Source organism: Paenibacillus diazotrophicus (assembly GCF_042610465.1).
Window position 1 is genome coordinate 1,814,814 of sequence record NZ_JBGJZN010000001.1, and the last position, 23,219, is coordinate 1,838,032.

The window sequence follows — 23,219 nt, forward strand, 5'->3', positions numbered from 1 at the left end:
GAGTCCTATGAAAATACAACGAATAACCTCAGGTGCCGCTCCATTTGCTGGCGGGGCAGCAGCCATACTGCTGGCTATTGCTATCGTATCTGCGCCGGAATCCTCATTCGCGGCCTCTCTGCAAGGCCTTAAGCTATGGTGGACCCTTGTTTTCCCGGCCCTTCTACCTTTCCTAATCCTCTCAGAGATGCTTACCGCATCCGGAATAATTCACGGCATAGGTGTATTGCTGGAACCTTTAATGAATCGAATATTCCGATTGCCCGGAGCGGGCGGCTGGACCCTTGCTCTGGGCATGACCGCAGGTTTCCCCGCCGGAGCTGGAGCAGTAATACATCTGCATAAACAGGGCCGTATTACGGACAAGGAGGCAGGAAGGTTAGCTTCTCTGGCCCACTATGCCAGCCCGGTGACTGTGCTGATCGTGGTAGGTGCAGCTTTTCTGCACAGTCCCGCGTCAGGATATGTACTACTGTCCATCCACTGGCTTGCCGGGCTATCAGCAGGCTGTACATCTGCTTTGTTTGCCAAACGTCCTAAGCTTCAATCAGCCATATCGCTGAAACAGCCACATCACAAAAGAGCTTCTCTGCTGATACGCATCAATCGTGCGGCTGCGGAAGCTCGTCTACAGGACGGACGCAGCTTCGGCAGACTGCTTGGTGAATCCATAAGTACCGCCGTCCAGAACCTCATGATTGTCGGCGGTTATATGATCATTTTTGCAGTAGTAATCCATATAGCGGCTTCAGTATTCCCCCAGATACCCCAGGCACTGGTTTCAAGTCTGCTTGAAATTCACCTAGGGGCAAATATGCTTACCACCGGAATCAAAGCAACCTCTCTTACAGTCTACAGTCATATGGACGCACTAGAAGCTGCCTGGTTATCGGCTGCCCTTGGCTGGAGCGGAATATGCGGACAGCTCCAGGCACTGACTTTGCTTAAGCAGGCAGGTGTAAGTTATCTTCCTTATGCTGCAAACCGATTGCTTCATGGCATGTATGCTTTTGTGTTCACGATTCTCCTATGGAAACCGTTGCTTAATCTGCAGACGATTGTACAGCCAGTAACGAGCGTACCGGATGAACATATGCCAGCAGTCATACTAAATCCTGTAGCATTCTGGAGCTCAATCCCGAAATTACTTGGTTTGCAGGTACTGATCCTGCTCTTATTATTAGCACTATCTGCAGCTGTATATGTTACGGCTTCACTCCGCCGTCCATCCGCTTGAATTTGAGATTCATGGCTTGCTCAACTTCGGGTGTCACGAAGTCGGACACATTCCCGCCGAAGTGTGCAATCTCCTTCACGACACTCGAACTTAAATAGGAATATTTCGGATTGGTCATCATAAAAATGGTTTCTGCGTCGGGGTCCAGATTATGATTGATCGAGGCATTCTGCAGCTCATATTCAAAATCGGTAACCGTTCGGATTCCGCGGACAATGACCTGGGCATCCTTCTGCCGGACATAATTGACCAGCAGATCACGGAAGCTGTCTACCTCCACATTAGGTATGTTTTGGGTGGCCTGCCGAAGCAGATCGGTACGCTCTTCCACAGTAAATAACGGATTTTTGCTTAAATTGTTAAGAACGGCAACAATCAGTCTGTCGAACTGTTTGGCTGCACGGTGAATAATATCCATGTGTCCCATCGTCACGGGATCAAAGGTTCCCGGATATATGGCCACACGTTCTTTTCTAATCTGCAGACTCATCATTACCCTCCTTGCCGCTCTCCTGAGTTTCTTGGGAGGCCGGCTCATACTTATAAATAGAGACTGTCGTCTCTCCGTATACAGCTTGCCGTATTCTCTGGAATCCCGGAATGTCCTCCGGATATTCATAGCCCGACTCATGCTCCAGCACGATAACGGCATCCGGGCGCAGCAGTCTCTTTTGTACCATAGCCAGCATTAGCTCATCCCCGTGCTTCAGCCTGTATGGAGGGTCCAGGAAGACCAGATCGAACGAACGACCCCGTTTCTCCAGTGCACTAAGCGCTCTCCCGGCTTCATTACGATAGACTTCTGCTTGTTCCTCCACCTTGGCCGCCTTCAGATTTGCGCGCACCGTATCGATACTCTTCTGTTCCATATCCACAAATACCGCCTGATCCATTCCTCTGCTCAAGGCCTCAATTCCGAGACCGCCCGTTCCGGCAAACAAATCCAGCGCGGCGCCACCCTCAAAATATGGACCAATCATACTGAACATTGCTTCCTTGACCTTGTCGGTTGTTGGCCGCGTTCCGCTTCCCGGAACACTCTTCAAAGGTCTTCCCTTTGCACTTCCCGATACAACTCTCACCGCTCATTCACCTGCTCTTATGTCTCTGTTAGTTATGCTGATTAGGGCATAAGTCCAAGCCTATAGTACCACAATTGTTTAATGAAATAAAAAGAATGTCTGTATATGTCTTCCTAAGACCGATAGAATTCCTCCGGCTTCTCATGTATAAGATTGGTCTTGCAGGGACATCATGTAATTATCGGCATTGCAAAATGTCGTAGACAACCGCGGAGCAGGCTTACGTTTCCCCATAAGCTCTTCGTCCGGTTTCTCCTCTCCCATGAAAGGGCGCTCCGAAAGGGGCGCCCGATTGTTATTTTAGGCCCCCCACTTTTGATACATAATTATTATCCGCAATACAAAAAAGCTGCCATCGTGGCAGCCTTTTACATAAAACCACACTTGAATCCATTTCTTCTTGTTCCGTTAATGACTTACTCAAAAAAAGCACCGAGCAAGGTGCTTTCTGAGCTCTTAATTACTTGTTTTTGGCGTACAACCAATTGTAATAGCTGGCATGTTTGATTTCATCCGTCATGATCTCAAAGATCCAGTCCCGGTACTGCGGGTTAATGTGCAAATACAGCTTGCGATACTTTTCAAACGCTTTAAGTTCACCCATCAGCGCCTTTTCAATCCCCTCCAGATAACTGGACGGCAATGGTTCTGTTCCTTCATCTGAAACCACAGGAGCCATTCCGGTCAGCTGGGTGTAAAGCGTCTTGAACATTTGCCGGTGTCTTCGCTCATCATCACGGATACCTGCAATAATCTCTTGTTCTTGCCGTGTAGGGGCCAATTTTATAAGATAGTCATAAAACAGCTCATCATTACGTTCTCCTTGAATCGATTGCTGAATGATTTGAAGAACCATTTCATCATTGCGGGTCAGAAGCCGGTTGGGCGTCTGGAAATTAGAAGCAAAATACGGTTGATAATTCACAGTGGCACCGCCTTTACTATAAATAGGAACACTTAATTACAGGATATTCACCTATAGCCTAAATGTTCCCCCGCGACGGATGTATACTCTAAGCAGTATTCTTAAATACTCACATCCTTCCAGACTCTTTCAGGAAAATAAAGTCTTTGCCACGCCGGGTCAATCTCACACCCTGTGTGTTGACGCCAAGCAGCCGGTTGCCGGCCCTTGAGAAGATAATATTCTCTACCAGCCGGTCATCAAAAATCTCCTCTATTCTTTCATTGAAATCTTCCTCACCCAGTTCCAGCGTCTCCTTATCCAGAGGAATACCCGATTCAATCAGCTTAAGTATGATATATACTCTTTCTTTCTCTTCCATCACTCCACCACTCTCATAGATAATTAAATTTGCACACAAAACTATACCCTCTTATTCTACACTACTCTTCTATATAATCACTGGCTTGTCCATCAACCCTGCGGCCGGAGACGCGACCCGGCATTCCTGCTCAGATACGCGTCTATATCCTGTATTAGATGAAACAGGCACTCAAAATAATAACCAGAAGGATATAAAGCACCAGAATCGCACCTGTGGAAGTAAACGGACTTCCAACAGGACCAACATTAGCACCACCTACATTAGCGCCATATCCGCAATCTGCACCCATGAGATTACCCCCTTCAATTTGATTACTACACAGTAGAATATGTACCCGCTTCCTATACAGTTTGGGCTAAACGATTTATTTTTAGGCCCTGGCTTGTATATTACCAAAAAGCATCCTGCCTTCTTAATGAAAAGGAATGACAGGATGCTGCTTATTAGTCCGAAACCAGAATCCCGTCGAAGTTCTCCGGTCCGACCCGGACAGTACCCAGAAGATTGGAGGAGACCAAACAATTGAGGCGTGTTGATTGCTTGGTCGACTGGCGTATGAGTAAGGCTCTAATATAAACAGGGGTCAATCCTTGGTTGAACCGTCCCTTTTGTTGAATGCAAGCTCAAAAAGTCCGGTTGCAGACAATCCTGCAAGTCCACCTGCCCAAAGGCGCAGAATCAGATTCATATCCGTAAACGGATAGGCAACAGCACCGACAAGCAGCCCAATCACCAGTCCAACGGCCGGCACCAGATTTCGCGGGAGGGTCACGGTTGTTTTGACCAATTGTACCAAAGCGAGGACAAAAACAGCCAAGACTGAAGCAAATGCCAGAACATTATTTAATGCCTCATTCACCACATTCATCACCCTTCCTTCTTCTCCGGCAAGAGGTCTGCCCGGTATAATATGGTGAGTGTTCTGTAGAAATCATAGCTGCCCTGGGAAGGGGTATCCAGCACTCCAGCACTTATTGCAGCGCTAACGGCTGATTTCGCCCACTCCGGAACATCCATGGCAAAATGTCCTTCTACAGCAGCCAGACGCTGCTGGAGTTCCTGCACCTTCGCTTCCAGAACATCCAGCCTTTGTCTATCTTCTGCTGACATCTCATCATCCTCCTTCATCTCATCATATGGAAACAGATTATTGGCCTTCATAATTTGAATAAGCTTAGAAGCATAATCGGGATCCGTGGCGTACCCTGACTCAGCGATCTCTCTTGCAGCGTCGGCGCCACCTAACCCAATTACCTTACTGTACAGATTCCGGTTCCAGTAAACCCCGTTCCGGATCAGCTCTGAATGGTCAGCAACGGATTCTCCCCAGTTATTATAGGCACGAAAAGCCGTAGTGACCTTCATGGCCTTGCCATCACGATATTCCGTAGTCTGCATTGAGATACTACCGGCTGGTCCAGTTCCTTTGATCCCGAACAAATTATTGGCTCTAACTGTTAATCTGCTACTGCCCCAGCCGGATTCAAGCGCAGCCTGAGCGATCGTTAAGGAAGCTGCAATACCACTTCGTCGCATATCAGCTATAGCAAAGGGGGCGATTGCAGCTATAAATTCTGTTCCGGTCATCCCATCACATCCTTTCTATATATAGAATGCTCGTTCTGTTAATATGCTTGTGCTGTCTCCTATAGATATGCGATTTTAGTAGATTTAAACACACAAAAAAACACCAGAGCATCAGCCCGAGCGTTCTATTTACGAAGATTATCCATCGGTTATACGGCACATCATATTTAGCTCATCGTCTCACATCGCATATAGACAGGATGTTCTTTCTTCATTTATCTGATCGCTTATAGCAAAATAATACTATGTTATCTGTATGATAATGCTTACATGAGAACGCTGTAGTATAATCTGCTCATCAACCATCACAAGGAGTGATCTCTGATGTCAGAACAATTCGAAATGTATGATGACCCGTTCAAGATGCTTATCCTTCTGGCTACCTTAATTTCCGAGAAGCAGGGTACTGAGCTCAAATATGAGCATGTCCCTTCGTATGAAAATGCTGTTTTTTCTATGGAGCATGAGAGATTCCTTTATAAAAAGGATCACACTGAAATTACATGGTTTGAATTCCTGGGCAGAGACATCGCTTCCTCCCGGGACTTGTCACGGTCTGAATACAACAAAATGTTCGTGGACTGCATGTCTTCCCTCTACAATCTGTAACCCGCTAAGCGATCCTACATAGTACCGCTTGATTTAGGAATCCCCTCCCTCATACCACTGAGGCTGAGGGGATTTCTGTTATCATTCTGAAAATATAATTCTTTTATTTCAAAAATAGCACTTTAGTAGATTGCCCAGATCCGAACAGTTCGATATAATAGCAAAAAAAAACAGCGGAGGTACATATGGACGACTCCAGCAGAAAAGAACCGTTCCGATACGTGATGAACCAGCCCATCGAATGCTGGCTGGAACTTCCCGCGGACAATTCCGGTCCAGGTGCCGGAAAATTGACAGAAGGGGTACTGCTTGACCTTAGCCGTTCCGGCTGCAAGGTGCGCACTTCGCTTAACCTCCGCTTTACCGCTGGTGATACGAGGCTGATCATTCATTTTCAGCTCGCGGATGACAAGCTGCAATTCGAAGGCAGCGTGCGTTGGGGATGGATGTTCGGACTGGGCCAGTTCCAGTATGGAATCCGTCTCGATTTACAGGAAGACGAAGAAGAGCAGCTGCTGCGCGAATTGGAGCTTTGGACCAACACCCGCAGAGCTCAAGGATTATAACAGGCTCGTCATGTTAGATGCCCTCCTTCAGGAGGACGTCTATTTGTGATGTGTGGTTCTGCCTTATGCCAGGACCAGAGGCTGCTGAAGACAAGGTCACCTATTCTTCAATCCTCTTCTTGATCAGCACAGTCATTACATAAATGAGAATGGCTCCAACAGCAGCCTCAAAGATCAGTGCCCACAGATTCGTTCCGATGTCAGGCAGACTTAGTCCAGTGTGTATGGCAGAAGCATCATAAATCTTAAACTGGAATGCTTTATCCAGTGCGTTCATGTAGCTTCCCCAGAACTTATTTTCGATAAAGCTTATTCCGTTATCGATCAAAGCAAACACGGCGATAGCGATCCAGATTGTCCCTTTTACCCGGAGGCTCATGGCTACGGTGATCGCAAACATTAAGAGGATTAACTCAAATCCGGAGGTCCAAAGAAGATTCAGTACGCTCCAAGGAGCCACATGCCAGAAATTCACCGGAAGAAAATCAGAGGAGTACACCAGAACATATAGACCCAGATGGATCGCTGCAATAAGAACCACCAGGAAGAGCAGAACCCAAATGAGCAACAGTGGCGAAAGAACGTTCTGAACAGTACCTACCGGTACAAGCTTTCTGGCATAAGACTTCAAGTAGCGAACATAGTTGAACACGACAAAAAGCAGCAGGATGCATCCAAAAATGCCGTAGATCATCATATGATATGAAAGTAGTTCAACACCCATGGAGCTGTTCGAAATCCATGTTCCGACCTGTGCCAAGAGCATAATAACAAATACTGCAAGAATCCGTTCCCGTCTGCGTTTCAAGTCGTATTTCATCAGCCTTAGCATTCTGCATACACCTCTCTGAATAGCTCATCAACACTTTTTCCGTGCTGAAGCCGGAGCTCCTCAACTTCACTATGGAGCACAAGCTTCCCCTCTTTGATAAAGATCACTTCGTCAAAGATCCGCTCAATATCCGTTACAAGATGTGTGGAGAGCAGAATTGTACTGTCTTCCTCATAGAACTCCATCAGCGCGTTAAGTATCTTTGTCCGGGCAACAGGGTCAACCCCGCCGATAGGCTCATCCAGAATATATAAGCTAGCCCGGCGTGAGAGCACCATAGTCAGCTGCAGGCGTTCACTCATTCCTTTGGACAAGGTGCGGACCTTGTCATTCCCCCTAAGCTTCATGAATTCAAGCATCTTCTTCGCTTTGCCTGGATCAAAGTCCGGATAAAAGTCCTGCTGAAACTTAAGCGCATCCCCCACATTCATCCAGGATTCGGTTAAGGGACGGTCTGGCATGAAAGAAACCAGCGATTTGCTCGCTTCTCCTACCGGAACACCAAGCACGGAGATCTTTCCTGAAGTCGGGTGGGCAAGCCCGGCAATAAGCTTCATCAGCGTAGTCTTGCCACTGCCGTTGCTGCCGAGCAGACCAACGATTTTACCCGCACCGATCCCCAGTGTGACATCATGCAGTGCGTGCTTGGAACCGTATTTTTTGGTCACATTTTCAACCTGAAGTATCCTGTCCACTGAAATAATCCCCCTATGATTTATTCCTTGAAGCAATATTTTCTGCTACAGCCGTCAGGATCTCTTCGCTCTGAAAGCCCAGCTCCTGCATGCCCCGAAAAAATCGTTCCAGCACATCCTGTGCCATCTCTTTTTTTATTGTGAGAATAGTTTGTTCATTACCTGTAACATATCTGCCCATCCCGCGCCGGGTTTCCACGATTTCTTCACGCTCCAGTTCCTGAAAGGTTCTTTGAACCGTATTCGGATTAATCTGCAGTTCTGCGGCCAATTCACGTACGGAGGGGATTTTATCTCCTGGTTTCAGCTTTCCGGTGACGATTTCCCCTTTCAGATAATTCATAATCTGGAGATAAATCGGCTGATTGTTGTCAAATTCTATGGTCATCAAGCAACGTCCCTTCGTCTGAACACCATAAACCCTGCCAAAAGAAACAATACGAAGTATACTGCCAGCACCAGGATAGAGAAGTGCAGAGTCATTCCCGGAATAGGGGCTCCTCCCCCTTCATAAGCCGCCAGATTCATATTAGGAAATAATACATATTTGTAGAACTCGCGGAAAATAACCAAATTGCTAATCGTAATAGCAAACATCGTGCTCCCTATGGTTACTCCAGTGGAAGTAGTCAGGATTCCAATCATAAAAGAGAGCGCAGTGTACATCACCAGATACACGCTGTTATAGAGCACAGAAGTGAGAACATCGCGAATACCAAAGCTGCTCCCCTCCATTCCAAACCACACACTGCCTGATGCATACACCGCAATGGTGGTCACGACGGTCAGGCTTAGGGCATACAGCAGCACGGTCACGTATTTCGAGGCCAGAATGGCAGTTCGGCTTCGCGCACGGATCAGCAGGAATTTGATGGTTCCCTGACTGTATTCCTTAGTGACCATACCCGCAGTCCCGATAATGACCAGAATACTCAGCACCTGGCCGATAGCATTCGGCATCATCATTTCCTTCGCAAATGCAGGCCCGGAGGCAAAAAGATCTGACGCAACCGAGTGCACAACGTACCCTACCAAAAAAGGCAATCCGATTAAAAGCGCGTAAGCTACGAAAAAGGTGCGTTTCTTGGATAATTTTAGCCACTCATTCAGTACCAGATTATTGAATTTACGCAATGCGGTTCCCTCCCGTCCATTTCAGGAATTCTTCTTCCAGACTCTGTTTGTTGTCTGTAATGCGGTAGACACCCACTCTTGATTCGCTGAGTGCAGCTACGAGCTCTGGCACTTCGTTATCTTTTATACTGACCACGAGTTCAGAATTCGCCTCGTCCGCCCGAATGAGCTGTACTCCCGATCGGGCTCCAATGACAGCAAGAGCAGCTTTCAGCTGATCTACCCGGATCGTAAGTGGGATCTCACCTCCGGCCTGCACTTCTTCTCCCAGGGGAGTTACAGCAATCAGCTGACCATTCTGAATGACAACCGCGCGGTGACAGATCTGTTCGATCTCTGCAAGCATATGGCTGGATATTAGAATCGATATCCCTTCCACCTCAGCTATTGTACGCATATATTCACGCATCTCACGGATTCCAGCAGGATCCAGCCCATTCGTAGGCTCATCAAGGATTAACAGCTTTGGCGCTTGCAGCAGAGCCTGGGCTATCCCAAGACGCTGGCGCATCCCCAGTGAATAGGCTTTTACCTTCTTGCCCATAGCTTCCTGCAGGCCGACTAGCTGTACCACTTCATCGATTCGGGCATTTGTGATGCCATCACTCATCCGCTGATATTGCTTCAGATTGTCATAACCTGTTAGATGGGGATAAAACTCCGGGTTCTCGATAATCGCGCCAATGTGGGCGATGGCCTTGTTGAAGTTATTACGGATACTGTGCCCGTCGACCAGCACATCGCCTTCCGACATACGGATTAGTCCGGTCATCATACGGATTGTGGTCGTTTTGCCGGCTCCGTTAGGTCCGAGCAGCCCCACAATTTCTCCCTTACGAATATCAAAAGACAGTTTATCGACAATCGCTTTCCCTTTGATAATCTTGCTGACACCATTCATTTGCAAGATAATCGGCGCGTTCCCAAAACCTGATGATTCAGCATGATATGCAATCTGACTCATGGCACCCTCCTGGATGAAATCAAATATTTCCGGTAAATTTTCGTTGTACCGGTGTGTTAGTTAAATAGTACACTGACTCATGTCATTTGTAAAGCCTAATTCTTCCAGACCGAATCTGTGGAACCAAGGCTGACGATGAATTCAAGAAGCTGGTATCTTGAATCATGTTACGGGTAATAACTATTTGGCTTGCGGAAGCTGTAGGGTCCCGCTATGATCAAAAGATCAGTTTTTTTAGGAAAGGAACCCGTACTTATGATTCTCTTCATTCACCGCAAAGATTTGCGGACTACCGATCTACCGGCCTTTGATGCCATCCATTCTGGTGGTGCAGCCAGCTTACATGTACTCATCCTTGATCCTTTTCTGCTGCGTAAAGAGCGGTATCTTGAACACAGCGGCCTGAACTTTCTCAAGCAAGTTGCAAGGCTACAGCAGGATTATATCCGTGCGGGAAAACAGCTTCATATTCTGTACGGCGAGCCTGACACAATCGTCAGGAAGCTTGTACAGACCCAGCCCATTCAGCAAATAATGGTTCATGCAGATTACACTCCTTATGCAGTGAAAAGAGACAAGCTGTTGAATGATACAGCATCCTCTCTTGGTATCCGTTATCAAGCTTACACAGACAACATGCTCTGTGACCTAGATGATTTCATGGAGTGGAGCGGGCGGGCAGAACCTTATAAGGTGTTCACTCCCTATTACCGCCGCTGGCGCACCTTCCTCGCAGAACGTTTCCGTCCTCCTTATTCCACAGACTTGAAGGAACTGCAAACGGTCAGCCTGGAACAAGGTATAACGGATACCTTCAGGATTCCGGATGAGATTGGCCTGCAGCTCAGGCTAGTATCCAGTCAGACCAAAGATCTGGATCCAAATCGAATGCTCGATCATTTTTTTAGTCAAAAACTGGCGGATTACACAGTGAATCGGGATCAATATGCGGAGGATGGCACGAGCCGGATCAGCCGGCATCTGAATACTGGAGCAATTTCAGCAAGGGCGATATACGTAAGGCTTACAGAGGAAGAACGGAGCGGAGAAGATTGGCTAAGACAGCTGGCCTGGCGGGATTTTTACCTGCTTCAGGCTCGTCTGGATACTGATTTTTTCAACTATGAGAATGTCTTTGATCTGACCAGCCTGGGTACCAAACATTTTGAAGCCTGGTCAAAAGGGAACACTGGTATTCCAGTCATCGATGCGGCTATGCACCAGTTGAACGAAACAGGCTGGATGCCGAACCGTCTGCGGATGATTACCGCGATGTTCCTCTCGAAGAATCTGGGCTGTCCGTTTATATACGGAGAACGGTACTTCCGGCTGAAGCTGAGCGATTATGATAACGTGCTGAACCGGGGCGGTTGGCTGTGGAGCTCTTCTCTCGGATTCGACGCCTCCCCTTACTTCAGGATTATGAATCCGGTAACCCAATCACAGACTCATAATCCAAGCGGAAGCTATATCCGTAACTGGCTGCCGGAGCTGTCAGAATTGTCTGACAAAGAAATCCATCTCCCCCGCCCCGGAGCGATTGTGGATCTGAAAAGCTCACGGGCACGGGCGATTGAAATCTATAAGGAAATTCTCCAAAGTAAAGGATAGATGCTTCAAATCCCCTCTTGTTCTTGCTTGAGAATTTCCAGAATAAGTGTTGTCCCTGCCGATAGCTGAATTAAGTCTTCTGCCAGCAGCTTCACTTGCTCCTGGAGCACATGCGCCTCATCTGTACCCTCCAGATACCGGGTGACAAAATGAAGAAAAACATCTACTTTTCTAAGCAGCATCAGAACTGGAATAGCCTTAATTTCTGCTTCCGTGAGATGGATATGGCGGCTGAAGCCCCGGCAAAAAGCTTGGACTGCGGCCCTTTCCTCCGCATGTCCAAGCAGCCCGGACAAAACAACCGCCGGCTCCATCGCCCGGACATCATAGGTACAGAATTCAAAATCCAGCAGCGCGGCTACTTGCCGGCGGCCGGTTGTCTCTACCAGAAGATTAGAAGCATTTAGGTCCCCGTGCACCAGCTGGTGCGGTAGTTCTTGCAATTCTGTCAGCGATCCAGCGATGTTGTCATAAGCTTCATATAGCATGTTCAGCTCTTGAGCAAGTTCTGCAAACGGCACAGCCGGCTTCAGACATAGCTCACGGATCGTATCTGCACTGCAAAGCGGATATGCCTGCCGGAGTTCATAATATGGCTTGTACACCGGAGAAAGGCCGGCATGAATGTCAGCCAGAGTGGAAGATAATACGCCTGCAGCCTCCCCGAAGGATTCTAAATATCCGCTATCCCCTTCTGACGGTGAATCCCCGTCAATATATTTGAACAGGCAGGCGAATTTGCCGTCTGCATCTTTCAACTGCACCACTGTCTCTCCAGCTGGGGTACAGACCGGTACAGGTATTTTAAAAGGTAAAGCGAGCTTTCCCAGCTTTTGCAGCAAGGCATGCTCAAATTCTATTTTTTCTCTGTCACGATGTGTATCATATATCCGCAAAATGCTCTTCCGGGCACCGCCGTTTACAATATAAGTCGTATTATTCCAGCCTCCGCTGCGCTTCTCCAAGGTTCCGGTCCACTGCGGCCAGATCTCGCTAACTATTGTTTCCACAAGGTGCGCCTCTCTTTCATGAATTTCAATCACCTATCAGTTCAAAAGCAATACTATATTTGTCATCCGTCTGTGTCAAATCCCTTTTCCCAACACTGAAAACGAATTTGAGGCCTGTATGCGTCTCTGTGTTTTTTCCGCTATAATAAATTTCATATTGATATGAGCAAAGGATGGGATATTTATGGACGCTACAGTTTCTAAGCGCTGGCTGCTGGCCAGGCTCTATGAGCCCGAGCAGACGATCGTGGACTGCCGTTTCACCCTCGGTAAACCGCAGGCCGGACGGGAGAGCTATGATCAGGAGCATATTCCGGGTGCTATTTATCTGGATCTGGAGCTGGATCTATCAAGCCCAGTAGGTGACCACGGTGGACGTCACCCTCTGCCCGATCCGGAGGTGCTTGCTGCACGTCTCTCCAAACTCGGAATCGGCAATGATACACGTATTGTCGCTTACGACGATGAGAGCGGTATGAATGCAGCACGGCTCTGGTGGCTGCTGCGCTACCTTGGGCATGAGCAGGTATTCATTCTGGAGGGCGGCTTCAGTTCATGGAAAGCTGAGAAATTCCCGGTCACAGATCATCAGCCGGTGCGGATACCAAGCAGCTTCACACCAAAGCTTCAACCGCAGATGCTGGCAAATGTCGATGAAGTTCGCAGTATTTCGGAGCAAACGGTTAAAGCAGGTGCGGGGGCTGGAATTAACGATTCTGCTGCAGGCTCGCCCGCTACTCTCTCCATCCTTATCGACTCCCGAGCGAATGACCGCTATCAAGGCAGAAATGAGACTCTGGATAAGAAAGCCGGTCATATTCCCGGAGCGGTCAACTACTTCTGGAAAGACACACAAAATGAGGATGGAAGCTTCAAGACCGCCGAACAGCTATCTGAACACTTCGCAGGATTAGATAGAGATCGTGAGATCATCGTCTACTGCGGCTCCGGCGTTACCGCCTGCCCGAATGTGCTGGCCCTTGAAAAGGCAGGGTTCAAGAACGTACGGCTGTATGCGGGGAGCTGGAGCGACTGGATTAGTTATGAGCAGAATCCCGTGGCTATTGGAGAGGAATGAACAATGGCATAAGCATGCAAAAGCCCGCGTCGGGTTCTCGCCCGACGCGGGCTTTTTGTACTGATTACCGCTACACTGGCGGTGCAACTTGATTTCAAAAAACACGGACTCCCTGTGCTTTTCCAGCGATTCGCGCTTATTACAATTGCTGCACAGACTCAAGTTGCGTATCTGCTGACTTCTACGGCCACATGCTCGAGCTTGGTTTTGCTTAACGAATGATAGGAGCAAAGGTTTGAATGATCTTTTTGTACTCAGCAGACGAATAAGGCACATCGCTCACCGTGAAGTTCAGCTTTTGGGAGGCTGCGGTGGAATTCGAAGCGACAGACGCTGCCTGTCTTTCCATATTACCGGCTGCCGAGGACGGCTGAGCCGATACGATTCCTGTGTTTGGTCAGCACATGCGCGCTCACAAAGTAATCCCTGTCTTCATATTCGTCATGGACGAACTCCCACAGCAGCGAAAACCTTAATTCAACTTTATACAACCGCATAATTTGCGGATGAACGTGGACAAATGCCCCCGGCAGGCACAAGCCTTGTTTTGCCATCTCCGGCAGATGCCCGTAAATCAGGTCAAAGTTTTCCCGGAGATTTCCTCCCGTCAGCTCCAGAGTCTTAAAAGCAGCCGGGCTGGTATAGCCGGTTGTTTTGATGTGCTGCAGCAGCAAAGTATCCGTTAAATGGACAATCACCCCTTCCGGTGCCAGAAGGCCCCACAAAGATTGAAAGATATTGATATGGATCCGTTCTAGCAGCCGATCCAGCTGAGCGCTGAATTCTGGCGTATGGGCAACCTTATTTTTCTTCCGGTAAAAAAAGGCGGAGATGAGCTGAGTCGTGAAGCATAAATTCATGACCACGTCAAAAGGAGGGTGCAACGGCGAGAAATCCACGTTTGGCAGCAATTCGTCAACCTTTGCTTTCAAGTCATCCGGCGATGACACTTCCGTTCCTACTCCGGTCAAATCAATGATTGCCCGTTCGTATTTTTCCGGGTGCGCCGACTTGGCCAGAAAACGGTCCAGCGCTTTTTCATCGATATCAACGATTGTGATCCGCTCAAATATAGACTCAATGTACGAAATGGGCACATCGTTTCCGTTCCCGGCCCCAAGCAGTAAAATATGCCCGCGCCCACAGCGGTTATGTTCCAGCGTTTGCTCCAGAACTTGCTGAATCTGATCCCGGTAACCCGCCCAGTGCTGCCAGTCATGCTGGGTCGAGTCATTTCGGAGGGTGTTGGCTTTGCGGAATCTGATGTAAGGCACTTTGACTTTTCTAGTAAATGGATTCATATCGGGATTCACCTTTTCTATCCAGAATGGAGCTTTAAGGAAATTATATCGTTTTTTCAGCCTTATCTCACCGGACTATGAGCAGGCCTCGAAATCCGTCGCCAGACTGAAGGTGTTCGATATCGGAACGGTCATTACTTATCACGGCGGTGTAAATACGGAACGAATTAAGGAACGTCTCACTGAAATTGCAGATGGATGAGGCTAAGTTCCGGTGGCTACTGGAAAAGAATAGTGATAAAGGTCCGCAGCGTATGCGGGCTTTTGTGCGTAGCACGATGTACAAAGGCTCAATGGATGCCCGCCATTAACATTGTTTCCAGTATAATTTCTGCAATCTTCAGTACTCAGTCAAATAATATAATTAATTGTTTGTCTATTCGTATAATATATGGTATAAATTGTAATAAGAAGAACAATATGCAAACTGGAGAGATTTTTATGAGGGATCGCAAAGAATTAAAGAGAATGGCTAAGGATGTACTCCGCACCTCGTATTGGAAGGCTTCTGTGGTAAGCTTAATTCTGGTTTTTCTCGGAGAAGGCTCGGGTATACCAAGCTTGAATCAAAGAATGGGTTCCTCATCGCACCGTGTTGATTTGTCCTAGCGGATTATCCCTATATGATTAAATGAGCAGCCTGTGTCTGATATCACGAAACTGCCTGATTCTGTTTGGTGACATGCAATGATCAGAAAGCTTGCCGCCCTCCTCCTTTAGCCTCTGCCTCAATCGTCGCCTTCATAATCTCCGCACCGCGGTGTACTCGCGCCTCAATCTCTGAAGCGAGCTGCGCCGGAAGAAAATCAGTAATCCAGATTAGTCTGGCGCTGTTGTCACCATGCGGGAAGACTTGAAACGATGCATGATGATGCGCAAGAGGCATACGGCCTTCAACAACCGCGTACGCCATTCGGCGTTCCTTGTGGTCCGTGGAGACGATATACTCACGTGTAATTCCGCCATTTGGCAGTATGAGTGTCCTTTCGTAACCGTCGAGCAAAGTGTTCTCGGTATAGATTGGAACTAGACGATAATGTACGGCTCCTACGTCACTGACGGCATCCCACACTTGCTCGGGTGAAGCATCAATAATAATCTCTTTGCGAATCGATGGCAAATGATCACGCTCCTTGTAATCATTTTAGGTATTGATACATTTAGAAGTCAATTAGAACAGAAGCCAAATTTAAAGAGAAGTATCTGTCAGCATCCAGGAGTATCTGGCAGCACTTTTGCGAACCCGTCCGCTGAAGGTTTCAGTTCCCGTCTTAGCGGTAATCTCCCTATCTGAGGACGACTGGTCCTCGTTGGGTACATTTGGACTTTCCTGTATAATGTTAAACATTACGTCGGATGTGATATTACACGTACGAGCCAACAAGTCAATATTGTCTATCCGACGTCTGAAACCGCAATACGGAAAGGATGAAGTAAATTGAGTTATACGGAAGTACTGGAGCGGAAAAGCGAAATTCTGAAGAAAACGGTGGAAAATTGGCTTTTGAAAGAAAATCGTGACGGATTGAACCGACAGGAGATCCATATTTATAGAAATACGCTCAAGGAACTTCATCAGAACCAACATGAATTAAATGGAGCACGGGACGAAGAAGTAATCAAACGTCAGGACTCCGAGTCCACGGAAAATAAATTGTAAAAGCCCTCGAACGGGCGGCGCAAATGCAGTGATCTCTGAAACCCAGGCGGTCAGCAGACTAGCTTCATGTTCCTCAATCCAAATCAAAAACCTCTAAACATCTCTAACTTCTGATTATAATGACGGATTATATTATCTTGATTACTTCACCTCGATCAATCCGCTCAACGAAGCAGGCTGGAGAGATTCTGAGTATGATAGCTACGTTCAAAATGCACATCTGACCAGCGATCCTACCACTAAAGCGCTAATGATGCAAAAAGCAGAACAGATTCTTTTAGATAAGGCGTTCATTATTCCTTTGTAATATAAATCTGAGTTATGGGTGCAAAAGACGATTATTCACGGAGTTTACATTAGTTTTGAGAAAAAGTTATTGATTCTTAATTAACCTCTTCTCTTTAACCGTAAATAAGTACCGATCATGGTGAGGTAACCGTGTTCGGTACTTTTTATTATAGTTGAAGTTAAAATAGGCTAAGTTCAACTCTACATTCCAGCGAGGTCACGCAGCATTGGCAGGCTTTAAACCCGTGTTCCAATGAACTCTTTCCATAAAGAGGTATTGAATGCGAGACATAACCCTTCCTTTTGGAAAAGAGAGATATCTCTTATCAGCCTCTGCAGGTTACATTCCATTCCTTTTTCAGTCATATCATTGATCACAGACATAGTCTTTTCTACTCATTGGCTTTGACATAGCAATATAGTGAATCCCATATCAGCTCTGGCTTTTCCTTCGACGCCTTCTCGAAATAGGTTCCCCATTCATACCAGCCGTCGTCACCTAAATCGGTCAGGTTTTCAATCGGAGGTGAGACACACAGCCAATCAATCTTGTTATACCCTTTATCAAAGCAAAGTTGGACAACTGCTGACACAACCTTCTTGGCAAGACCATTTCTTCTGTATTCAGGGTCTGTATGAATCCCCACAGCAATGCTATCACCTGCGCAACAATCGCTGATAGACCAACTGACAATTTTGTCATCCTTACGTATATAGCAGCCGCAGCCTGATTCCTCGAACCTCTCTTCGCTGCCCCAAGCCTCTGCCCAGTCGTAGATCCGATTTGCATTGCTGTAGTTTTTTTGCCTAAGCTCCTTAAGCTTAACGGTTTCAAGGACATAACCCTGCGGGAGGGAGAGATCCGCCATGATGTAATCTTTTCTAGTCAGAGTGTATTTATATCTTGTATACTCCCTAATCAATCGGTTGGGATGAACGGCTGGGATCTTCACTCTCCACTCATCACTATCGGGGGTTATGCTATCCCAAAAATCCAACATTCCGGAAATTCCCTTGTTATAATCCTCATGGGTGACACTACCAGCAATCAGTGTGGTCTCACTGGTCTTAATGAGCACTACATCCCGGTTTTCTGCTGAATTCACTATCACCTCACCAGACATTTCCCCGTCCAAAACTGAGAATACAGATAGCTCGTTTTGACTTTTCACCAGATGTCTTACCTTTCCATATTCCTCTTCTTTTAAAATAATCATTGTTCTATGATTAGTTCCCATTTATTACTAGGTAAAGTTTAGATAAAACTAAATTATTCGTATTTTCTAGAAGGTATAGCAGCTGGAGCAACCGGAACAATATGAACCTGTTAGAGAACAATACAGAGCTCTCAACTTTATCTGTAAGTAACTTCTATTTGTCACAATTGCTTTTAATAGAATATATTGGTAGATTGAATCCATGAACAAAATTGACTTAGTTATTCGATCTCGGTAAGTGGCGGAAGAGATACTGAATAATGATGATTGACTGATCATCTCAAATCGTGCTCAAAAGTAAGCTTATGTCTAACGAGGGGAGATCAAATTATATGAATATCGCCTACAAGATGATGAAAAAATTCAAAGACCGAGATACCCAGAATAAGCTGAAGATCTATCGGGACACAACAGAGCTCATCAGGCAGCGGAATTTGGAAGCATGGGACGATGAGCAGCTACAAGCGGAGTCCCTCCGGCTGCAAAAGGAAGCAAAAGCGGGCACGCCTTTAGATGAACTGCTTGTCGATGCGTATGCGTTAGTCTGCGAGGCGGCGAAAAGAAAACTCGGATTACAGCCTTACGAAGTCCAGATCATGGCTGGTATTGCTCTACATGAGAGATTTCTGATTGAGCAGCATACAGGTGAAGGAAAAACACTCTCAGCTGTTATGCCTGCATATCTAAATGCTCTGACTGGAAAAGGAATCCATGTGCTGACTTTTAACGATTATTTGGCCAAGCGTGATGCGGAGTGGATGGGCCCTATCTATTGTTTCCTCGGGTTAACGGTAAATTCGGTCCAAGCGGGCATGAAATTGTCCGAGAAACGGGAAGCATACTCCGCAAATATAACATATGTTACAGCTAAAGAGGCCGGATTCGATTATTTGCGCGATACAATCGCACTAAGCAAAGCCGATACCGTGCATCGTCCTTTTCACTACGTAATTGTCGATGAAGCGGATTCGCTGCTTCTCGACGAAGCTCGGGTGCCGCTAGTCATCAGTAGTGATTCGGCCTCTTTCTGGTCCGATGGCTTTCGTTTCGCAGAAGTGGCTCGGCAGCTCAAGCAAGCAGCGCACTACGAATTCGACGAATTCCAGCGGAACGTTTACTTAAATGAAGCAGGCGCTGCAAAAGCGGAGTCGCTGCTGGAATGCGGCAATTTGTACGATACACATAACATTCACCTGCTGACATCATTAAATTGTGCGCTGCATGCGGAATCGTTACTAAAAAAAGATGTCGATTACATCGTCCGGGATAACAAAATCGAGCTGATTGAAGAATATACCGGCCGCGTAGCAGAGAACCGGTATTTACCGGACGGGCTGCAAGCCGCTCTTACAGCCAAGGAAGGGTTGCACTCCATAGCCGGCGGGAAAATTCTCGGGACGATTACCCTTCAACACTTCATCAGTCTGTATCCGCAAATTTGCGGAATGACGGCTACCGCGTATGCTTCCGCAATGGAATTCAATGATATTTATGCGCTACAGGTCTTGCAAATCCCGCCGAACCGGCCAAACATTCGGATCGACCATCTACACCGGATTTATACCCATAAAGAAGCCAAGCTTAAGGCACTGGTACAAGAAATCTCATCTGTCCATAGTTCGGGACGTCCCATTCTTATTGGTACATCAAGCGTTGAGGAGTCTGCGTTGCTGACAGAGGAGCTAGCGGCTGCCGGTGTACCTTGCCATGTTTTGAATGCGAAAAACGATGCAGAAGAAGCCGCCATTATCGCCAAAGCGGGAGAAGTTGGCGCAGTAACAGTGTCTACAAATATGGCGGGACGCGGCGTGGACATACGGCTCGGCGGCGGCGACCCCTTGCAAGCAGAAGTAGTCGCCAAGCTGGGCGGGTTATACGTCATTGGCACCCATGTGAACGAGAGCGTGCGGATCGATGACCAGTTGCGCGGGCGTTCCGGCCGGCAAGGCGATCCGGGAGCTTCCGTTTTTTATATAAGCTTGGAGGACGAGTTGCTGCTTCGCTTCGGCATCCATAAAGCGGTTCGCGCTCAAAGGCAGGATGAGGCTCTTGAAGATCCGGTGCTCCGCAGCAAGATCACAAGTATTCAGCGTATTGTTATGAGCCAAAACTTCGATATCCACAAGGAACTGAACTGTTATTCGGATATGGTGGAAGATCAGAGGCGAATTCTATACGCAGAGCGGCTCCGAATATTGAAAGGCGAGCAGCCGTTGAGCCCTGCGGAGCAGCGGGTCCGGCTTTTCTATATCGACGAATTCTGGGCTGAACATCTGGCATACGTCTCTTATCTTCGCGAAGGCATTCACTTGGAGGGCCTTGCCAGCCGCAATCCGATCGACGAATTTCATGCGCATATCACCGAAGCCTACGAACAAATTCCTTCTAAAGTAAATTGTGCCTCAGAGAATATGCTTGAAATGCTCGGAGGTTCGAATGATCCGGCAGAATGGGAAAAGTTCGGTCTGAAGAGCCCTGCTTCCACCCGCACATATATTATTAGTGATCAATACCTCCAGAATAAGCGTAGCTCATGGACCGGATCAACCGTATTTGCTTATTGGCTTCGCACGATTATAAGGCCGGTATTCAAGCTGTCAAAATATTGATGCAGCGTCCAAGTTACAGGCCCTAGGCTTAGTAACACAAAAAATACATCGCCGGTGCATAAATCTCACTCGGCGATGTATTCAGAAACTGCGAACGATTAGAAATTAGCGTAGAAAAGTCCATCACGTTCACCGCGTATGTCGTTCCACAACGTGGAGAGGGTAACAATAACAGGCACACCCTGCCTTCTTAACTGTAGAATTGCCAGAATGCAAGCTGTCCCACCAGAATAATCATCATCACCACGGGAAGAATGACCAACCACTTGCCACGGGCAGATGAAGAAGAACGGTTATTCTTCCAAGATAGCAGCATTGCCGCCAAGAACAATACAGCCAGTCCAGTCAGACCATAGTTAACCATAATCTGTGGGTATACTTCGGCATAGGCACGCTCATTGTTGCTGAGCATTCGCAAGGCCAGAACCAGATTGTTAACCACAATGCCGGTTCCCGACAAGGTAAGTCCTACCACTAACTTGCTGTTGATGGCAGAAGGTACAGGGCGTGTTCTCCCTCTACGCTTATTCAAGACCACCTGCACCAGCCATACAAACGGGGCGATAATGAAGTAGGCGATGGCCAACACAGCCAGAGCGGCACTCAGGAGCAGCACCGGCAATGATTTATAGGCAGGTAGCGGCAAATAATCAGTGGTATAGACCGAGATCGCTTTTACCTTTCCATCATCAACCTTGGCATGTAGCATTGGCCAGGCATCTAGCGCCGAGTCTCCACTAACTTTCTCATAGAGGTATGGTTGAACCTGCTGATAGCTTCCGGTCATGCCTGCAAGAGACACCCGGATCTGATCTGCTCCCTGCGGCTCAATCTTCATCAGCGTGAGACAAGGGAATAGATTCATGAAGCCATGTTCAGTGCGGCGGGCTGCTACGAATTCGCCTTGAACTTCTGACGCATCCGGCAGATCGGCAGGAGCTGCCTGCTCACGCTGGCCCACTACTTCTTTGGTCAGACCATGGACAATATGGGATTCACTCGCCTGATTGGTCATAATTACGATCGCAAACCGGTCTTCAGGTACGATCTGCAGATTAGTGGCAAAAGCAATCGTATTCCCGCCATGTCCGAGCGTCCGGTGCAGTCCGGGATATTCCCAGAATCCATGCGCAATGCCCGGCATTCCTTCAGCTGAGGCATAACTCTGAGTGAGCATCATGCCTAGCGTCTCGGGCTTCTGGAACAGAGGGGAATGCTCGCCAGTTGCAGGCAGGAATGCCATCGCAAACTTAGCCAGATCTTCCGCAGTGCCATTATTACCGCCGTTGGGGTACATGGACATATAATTCCACGATCCCTGCTTAAAGGACCCTTCTCCTTCGAAGAAATAACCTTTAGCTTTATGTGCCAGCAGCTCCGGGCGGTCCTCTACGACGGAATATGCAATGGAATCCTTCATTCCCAGTGGATCAAAAATATGCTGCTGAACGTATTGATGATAAGGCTGACCACTGATTCTCTCCACTATATACGCAGCCAGTGAGTTGCCATAATTCGAATAGGCCACAACCTCACCAGGTTTATAAATCTGAGCCGGCTGGGCAAGCCGCAGGCCCTCTTCCAGCGACCGCACTTCCTCAGGGGATTGATAGGCCATATCGAACATATACTCTTCGAATCCGGCATTGTGGTTCATTAGGTTGAGCATCGTTATGGGATCATCATATTTCAGCTTGGTTAGGAAATGCTCCGGCAAATAGCTGCGGATATCTTCATTCAGATCAATTTTCCCTTGTTCCTCCAGCTGCATCACAGAAGTCCACACAGTAAGCTTGCTGATCGAACCCCACTCCATTACCGTATGCGGTGAGACAGGGATTTTCTGCTCCACGTCGGCATAGCCGTAACCCTTGGACAGTACCACCTTGCCATCCTTCACCATAACAACAGATGCTCCTACGGATTGTTTACCTATGTACTCTTTTACATAATTGTCTACAAAAGCTTCCAAACCGTCCAGCGGAATCCCGGAAGGGGTTGCTCCCCCTGCTCCCCCGCTTACCTTCGCCGCTGCAAATGTTGTGATACTTCCGGACAAAAGCAAAAGTATCAAGAACACAACTGTAAATCCTTTTCTTAACAATGAGACATCTCCTTCAACCCAATAAATTCCTGAAGCTCTCCTATTCTATCAAGAATCCGGACACATAACTGCATACTTTTGTAAATAGAAGCTAAGAAGAGCCCCCTATCTTATTTAAAAGCCACAGATTCTAGAATCCTATCCGTTTCAGCTTTTTCCTCATCCTTTATGTAGGTAACAATGAAACAGAGTGCATACTCATCTATTAGTGTGCTGTAAACCTCTTGTGTAGTTACAACAGCAGTTCCATAATCAACGGTCCCCTTCAACTTGTACATCTTTTTTCCACCAACTTTTACCTTGATGATATCTTCGAATTCATATGGGTACCCAGCTTTATTCATAA

The 23,219-nt window shown here is 47.3% G+C and carries 28 protein-coding genes; 8 read left to right on the forward strand and 20 right to left on the reverse strand.

Going from position 1 to position 23,219, the window contains the following annotated elements:
* Positions 1–7 precede the first annotated feature (7 nt).
* Positions 8–1,237 (forward strand): nucleoside recognition domain-containing protein, encoded by a 1,230-nt coding sequence (locus tag ACAN54_RS08225; RefSeq protein ID WP_379152870.1) that lies wholly within the window; start codon positions 8–10, stop codon positions 1,235–1,237.
* Here the strand turns inward: ACAN54_RS08225 and coaD are convergent.
* The 8 genes from coaD to ACAN54_RS08265 all read right to left on the reverse strand — a co-directional run bounded on the left by coaD (position 1,206) and on the right by ACAN54_RS08265 (position 5,195).
* On the reverse strand, positions 1,206–1,727 hold the full coding sequence (gene coaD / locus ACAN54_RS08230) for a pantetheine-phosphate adenylyltransferase (protein ID WP_379152872.1): 522 nt from the start codon (positions 1,725–1,727) through the stop codon (positions 1,206–1,208). The two genes, ACAN54_RS08225 and coaD, sit on opposite strands and share 32 nt — an antisense overlap.
* On the reverse strand, positions 1,711–2,319 hold the full coding sequence (gene rsmD, locus ACAN54_RS08235; protein WP_379152874.1) for a 16S rRNA (guanine(966)-N(2))-methyltransferase RsmD: 609 nt from the start codon (positions 2,317–2,319) through the stop codon (positions 1,711–1,713). Before rsmD ends, coaD begins: the two co-directional genes overlap by 17 nt.
* A gap of 141 nt (positions 2,320–2,460) precedes the next feature.
* On the reverse strand, positions 2,461–2,583 hold the full coding sequence (locus ACAN54_RS08240) for a hypothetical protein (protein ID WP_379152876.1): 123 nt from the start codon (positions 2,581–2,583) through the stop codon (positions 2,461–2,463).
* Between the two features lie 196 nt (positions 2,584–2,779).
* Positions 2,780–3,244 carry a ferritin-like domain-containing protein gene (locus ACAN54_RS08245; protein WP_379152878.1) on the reverse strand — a complete coding sequence of 155 codons (465 nt, stop codon included), beginning with the start codon at positions 3,242–3,244 and terminating at the stop codon, positions 2,780–2,782.
* Between the two features lie 109 nt (positions 3,245–3,353).
* Positions 3,354–3,644, reverse strand: coding sequence for a hypothetical protein (locus tag ACAN54_RS08250; RefSeq protein WP_379152880.1), 291 nt, complete (start codon positions 3,642–3,644; stop codon positions 3,354–3,356).
* A gap of 115 nt (positions 3,645–3,759) precedes the next feature.
* Entirely contained in the window at positions 3,760–3,897 is a 138-nt protein-coding gene (locus ACAN54_RS08255) for a YjcZ family sporulation protein (protein WP_379152882.1), read from the reverse strand.
* Positions 3,898–4,191: 294 nt separating this feature from the next.
* Complete coding sequence (locus ACAN54_RS08260; RefSeq protein WP_379152884.1) at positions 4,192–4,476, reverse strand: holin; 285 nt, start codon at positions 4,474–4,476, stop codon at positions 4,192–4,194.
* Positions 4,476–5,195 carry a glucosaminidase domain-containing protein gene (locus tag ACAN54_RS08265; RefSeq protein ID WP_379152886.1) on the reverse strand — a complete coding sequence of 240 codons (720 nt, stop codon included), beginning with the start codon at positions 5,193–5,195 and terminating at the stop codon, positions 4,476–4,478. The genes ACAN54_RS08260 and ACAN54_RS08265 overlap by 1 nt, the downstream gene beginning before the upstream one ends.
* A gap of 324 nt (positions 5,196–5,519) precedes the next feature.
* On the opposite strand from ACAN54_RS08265, the gene ACAN54_RS08270 reads away from it, so the two are divergent.
* Complete coding sequence (locus ACAN54_RS08270; protein WP_379152888.1) at positions 5,520–5,804, forward strand: hypothetical protein; 285 nt, start codon at positions 5,520–5,522, stop codon at positions 5,802–5,804.
* 185 nt (positions 5,805–5,989) lie between these two features.
* The gene (locus ACAN54_RS08275) at positions 5,990–6,370 is read left to right on the forward strand and encodes a PilZ domain-containing protein (protein ID WP_379152890.1); all 381 of its coding nucleotides are present in this window, start codon (positions 5,990–5,992) and stop codon (positions 6,368–6,370) included.
* A gap of 100 nt (positions 6,371–6,470) precedes the next feature.
* Here the strand turns inward: ACAN54_RS08275 and ACAN54_RS08280 are convergent, their stop codons facing one another.
* The 5 genes from ACAN54_RS08280 to ACAN54_RS08300 are packed head-to-tail and all read right to left on the reverse strand — an operon-like array spanning position 6,471 to position 9,995.
* Positions 6,471–7,202: a hypothetical protein gene (locus ACAN54_RS08280; protein WP_379152892.1), complete on the reverse strand. Its 732-nt coding sequence runs from the start codon at positions 7,200–7,202 to the stop codon at positions 6,471–6,473.
* Positions 7,196–7,897 carry an ABC transporter ATP-binding protein gene (locus ACAN54_RS08285; RefSeq protein ID WP_379152894.1) on the reverse strand — a complete coding sequence of 234 codons (702 nt, stop codon included), beginning with the start codon at positions 7,895–7,897 and terminating at the stop codon, positions 7,196–7,198. The genes ACAN54_RS08280 and ACAN54_RS08285 overlap by 7 nt, the downstream gene beginning before the upstream one ends.
* Before the next feature lie 13 nt (positions 7,898–7,910).
* Positions 7,911–8,285, reverse strand: coding sequence for a GntR family transcriptional regulator (locus tag ACAN54_RS08290; RefSeq protein WP_379152896.1), 375 nt, complete (start codon positions 8,283–8,285; stop codon positions 7,911–7,913).
* The gene (locus ACAN54_RS08295; protein WP_379152898.1) at positions 8,285–9,031 is read right to left on the reverse strand and encodes an ABC transporter permease; all 747 of its coding nucleotides are present in this window, start codon (positions 9,029–9,031) and stop codon (positions 8,285–8,287) included. The genes ACAN54_RS08290 and ACAN54_RS08295 overlap by 1 nt, the downstream gene beginning before the upstream one ends.
* On the reverse strand, positions 9,024–9,995 hold the full coding sequence (locus tag ACAN54_RS08300; protein WP_379152900.1) for an ABC transporter ATP-binding protein: 972 nt from the start codon (positions 9,993–9,995) through the stop codon (positions 9,024–9,026). Before ACAN54_RS08300 ends, ACAN54_RS08295 begins: the two co-directional genes overlap by 8 nt.
* A gap of 213 nt (positions 9,996–10,208) precedes the next feature.
* Between ACAN54_RS08300 and ACAN54_RS08305 the strand changes: the two genes are divergently transcribed.
* Entirely contained in the window at positions 10,209–11,606 is a 1,398-nt protein-coding gene (locus ACAN54_RS08305; RefSeq protein WP_379152902.1) for a cryptochrome/photolyase family protein, read from the forward strand.
* A gap of 5 nt (positions 11,607–11,611) precedes the next feature.
* On the opposite strand, the gene ACAN54_RS08310 is transcribed toward ACAN54_RS08305, so the two are convergent.
* Positions 11,612–12,616 carry a phosphotransferase enzyme family protein gene (locus ACAN54_RS08310; protein ID WP_379152904.1) on the reverse strand — a complete coding sequence of 335 codons (1,005 nt, stop codon included), beginning with the start codon at positions 12,614–12,616 and terminating at the stop codon, positions 11,612–11,614.
* Between the two features lie 184 nt (positions 12,617–12,800).
* Between ACAN54_RS08310 and ACAN54_RS08315 the strand changes: the two genes are divergently transcribed.
* Positions 12,801–13,694: a sulfurtransferase gene (locus tag ACAN54_RS08315; protein WP_379152906.1), complete on the forward strand. Its 894-nt coding sequence runs from the start codon at positions 12,801–12,803 to the stop codon at positions 13,692–13,694.
* Positions 13,695–13,905: 211 nt separating this feature from the next.
* Here the strand turns inward: ACAN54_RS08315 and ACAN54_RS08320 are convergent, their stop codons facing one another.
* Complete coding sequence (locus tag ACAN54_RS08320) at positions 13,906–14,043, reverse strand: hypothetical protein (protein WP_379152908.1); 138 nt, start codon at positions 14,041–14,043, stop codon at positions 13,906–13,908.
* Position 14,044: 1 nt separating this feature from the next.
* Positions 14,045–14,968, reverse strand: a complete 924-nt coding sequence (locus ACAN54_RS08325) for a hypothetical protein (RefSeq protein ID WP_379152910.1) — start codon at positions 14,966–14,968, stop codon at positions 14,045–14,047.
* Position 14,969: 1 nt separating this feature from the next.
* Here ACAN54_RS08325 and ACAN54_RS08330 point away from each other — a divergent pair, with 1 nt between their 5' ends.
* Entirely contained in the window at positions 14,970–15,197 is a 228-nt protein-coding gene (locus ACAN54_RS08330; protein ID WP_379152912.1) for a hypothetical protein, read from the forward strand.
* Positions 15,198–15,686: 489 nt separating this feature from the next.
* Here ACAN54_RS08330 and ACAN54_RS08335 read toward each other — a convergent pair whose 3' ends face one another.
* On the reverse strand, positions 15,687–16,115 hold the full coding sequence (locus ACAN54_RS08335; RefSeq protein ID WP_379152914.1) for an SRPBCC family protein: 429 nt from the start codon (positions 16,113–16,115) through the stop codon (positions 15,687–15,689).
* A gap of 318 nt (positions 16,116–16,433) precedes the next feature.
* Here ACAN54_RS08335 and ACAN54_RS08340 point away from each other — a divergent pair, with 318 nt between their 5' ends.
* Positions 16,434–16,655: a hypothetical protein gene (locus ACAN54_RS08340; protein WP_379152916.1), complete on the forward strand. Its 222-nt coding sequence runs from the start codon at positions 16,434–16,436 to the stop codon at positions 16,653–16,655.
* Positions 16,656–17,335: 680 nt separating this feature from the next.
* On the opposite strand, the gene ACAN54_RS08345 is transcribed toward ACAN54_RS08340, so the two are convergent.
* Positions 17,336–18,160, reverse strand: coding sequence for a GNAT family N-acetyltransferase (locus tag ACAN54_RS08345; protein ID WP_379152918.1), 825 nt, complete (start codon positions 18,158–18,160; stop codon positions 17,336–17,338).
* Between the two features lie 332 nt (positions 18,161–18,492).
* Here ACAN54_RS08345 and ACAN54_RS08350 point away from each other — a divergent pair, with 332 nt between their 5' ends.
* Complete coding sequence (locus ACAN54_RS08350) at positions 18,493–20,769, forward strand: preprotein translocase subunit SecA (RefSeq protein ID WP_379152920.1); 2,277 nt, start codon at positions 18,493–18,495, stop codon at positions 20,767–20,769.
* A gap of 190 nt (positions 20,770–20,959) precedes the next feature.
* Here ACAN54_RS08350 and ACAN54_RS08355 read toward each other — a convergent pair whose 3' ends face one another.
* Both ACAN54_RS08355 and ACAN54_RS08360 read right to left on the reverse strand, forming a co-directional pair.
* Positions 20,960–22,873, reverse strand: a complete 1,914-nt coding sequence (locus tag ACAN54_RS08355; RefSeq protein WP_379152922.1) for a serine hydrolase domain-containing protein — start codon at positions 22,871–22,873, stop codon at positions 20,960–20,962.
* Between the two features lie 110 nt (positions 22,874–22,983).
* Entirely contained in the window at positions 22,984–23,217 is a 234-nt protein-coding gene (locus ACAN54_RS08360) for a hypothetical protein (protein ID WP_379152924.1), read from the reverse strand.
* Positions 23,218–23,219: the final 2 nt, after the last annotated feature.

Coding starts and splice junctions, on each gene's coding strand:
- ACAN54_RS08225 (WP_379152870.1), top strand. CDS start 8: ATGAAAATACAACGAATAACCTCAGGTGCCGCTCCATTTGCTGGCGGG.
- coaD (WP_379152872.1), bottom strand. CDS start 1,727: ATGAGTCTGCAGATTAGAAAAGAACGTGTGGCCATATATCCGGGAACC.
- ACAN54_RS08240 (WP_379152876.1), bottom strand. CDS start 2,583: ATGGGAGAGGAGAAACCGGACGAAGAGCTTATGGGGAAACGTAAGCCT.
- ACAN54_RS08255 (WP_379152882.1), bottom strand. CDS start 3,897: ATGGGTGCAGATTGCGGATATGGCGCTAATGTAGGTGGTGCTAATGTT.
- ACAN54_RS08260 (WP_379152884.1), bottom strand. CDS start 4,476: ATGAATGTGGTGAATGAGGCATTAAATAATGTTCTGGCATTTGCTTCA.
- ACAN54_RS08265 (WP_379152886.1), bottom strand. CDS start 5,195: ATGACCGGAACAGAATTTATAGCTGCAATCGCCCCCTTTGCTATAGCT.
- ACAN54_RS08270 (WP_379152888.1), top strand. CDS start 5,520: ATGTCAGAACAATTCGAAATGTATGATGACCCGTTCAAGATGCTTATC.
- ACAN54_RS08275 (WP_379152890.1), top strand. CDS start 5,990: ATGGACGACTCCAGCAGAAAAGAACCGTTCCGATACGTGATGAACCAG.
- ACAN54_RS08280 (WP_379152892.1), bottom strand. CDS start 7,202: ATGCTAAGGCTGATGAAATACGACTTGAAACGCAGACGGGAACGGATT.
- ACAN54_RS08290 (WP_379152896.1), bottom strand. CDS start 8,285: ATGACCATAGAATTTGACAACAATCAGCCGATTTATCTCCAGATTATG.
- ACAN54_RS08300 (WP_379152900.1), bottom strand. CDS start 9,995: ATGAGTCAGATTGCATATCATGCTGAATCATCAGGTTTTGGGAACGCG.
- ACAN54_RS08305 (WP_379152902.1), top strand. CDS start 10,209: ATGATCAAAAGATCAGTTTTTTTAGGAAAGGAACCCGTACTTATGATT.
- ACAN54_RS08315 (WP_379152906.1), top strand. CDS start 12,801: ATGGACGCTACAGTTTCTAAGCGCTGGCTGCTGGCCAGGCTCTATGAG.
- ACAN54_RS08320 (WP_379152908.1), bottom strand. CDS start 14,043: ATGGAAAGACAGGCAGCGTCTGTCGCTTCGAATTCCACCGCAGCCTCC.
- ACAN54_RS08345 (WP_379152918.1), bottom strand. CDS start 18,160: ATGATTATTTTAAAAGAAGAGGAATATGGAAAGGTAAGACATCTGGTG.
- ACAN54_RS08350 (WP_379152920.1), top strand. CDS start 18,493: ATGAATATCGCCTACAAGATGATGAAAAAATTCAAAGACCGAGATACC.
- ACAN54_RS08360 (WP_379152924.1), bottom strand. CDS start 23,217: ATGAATAAAGCTGGGTACCCATATGAATTCGAAGATATCATCAAGGTA.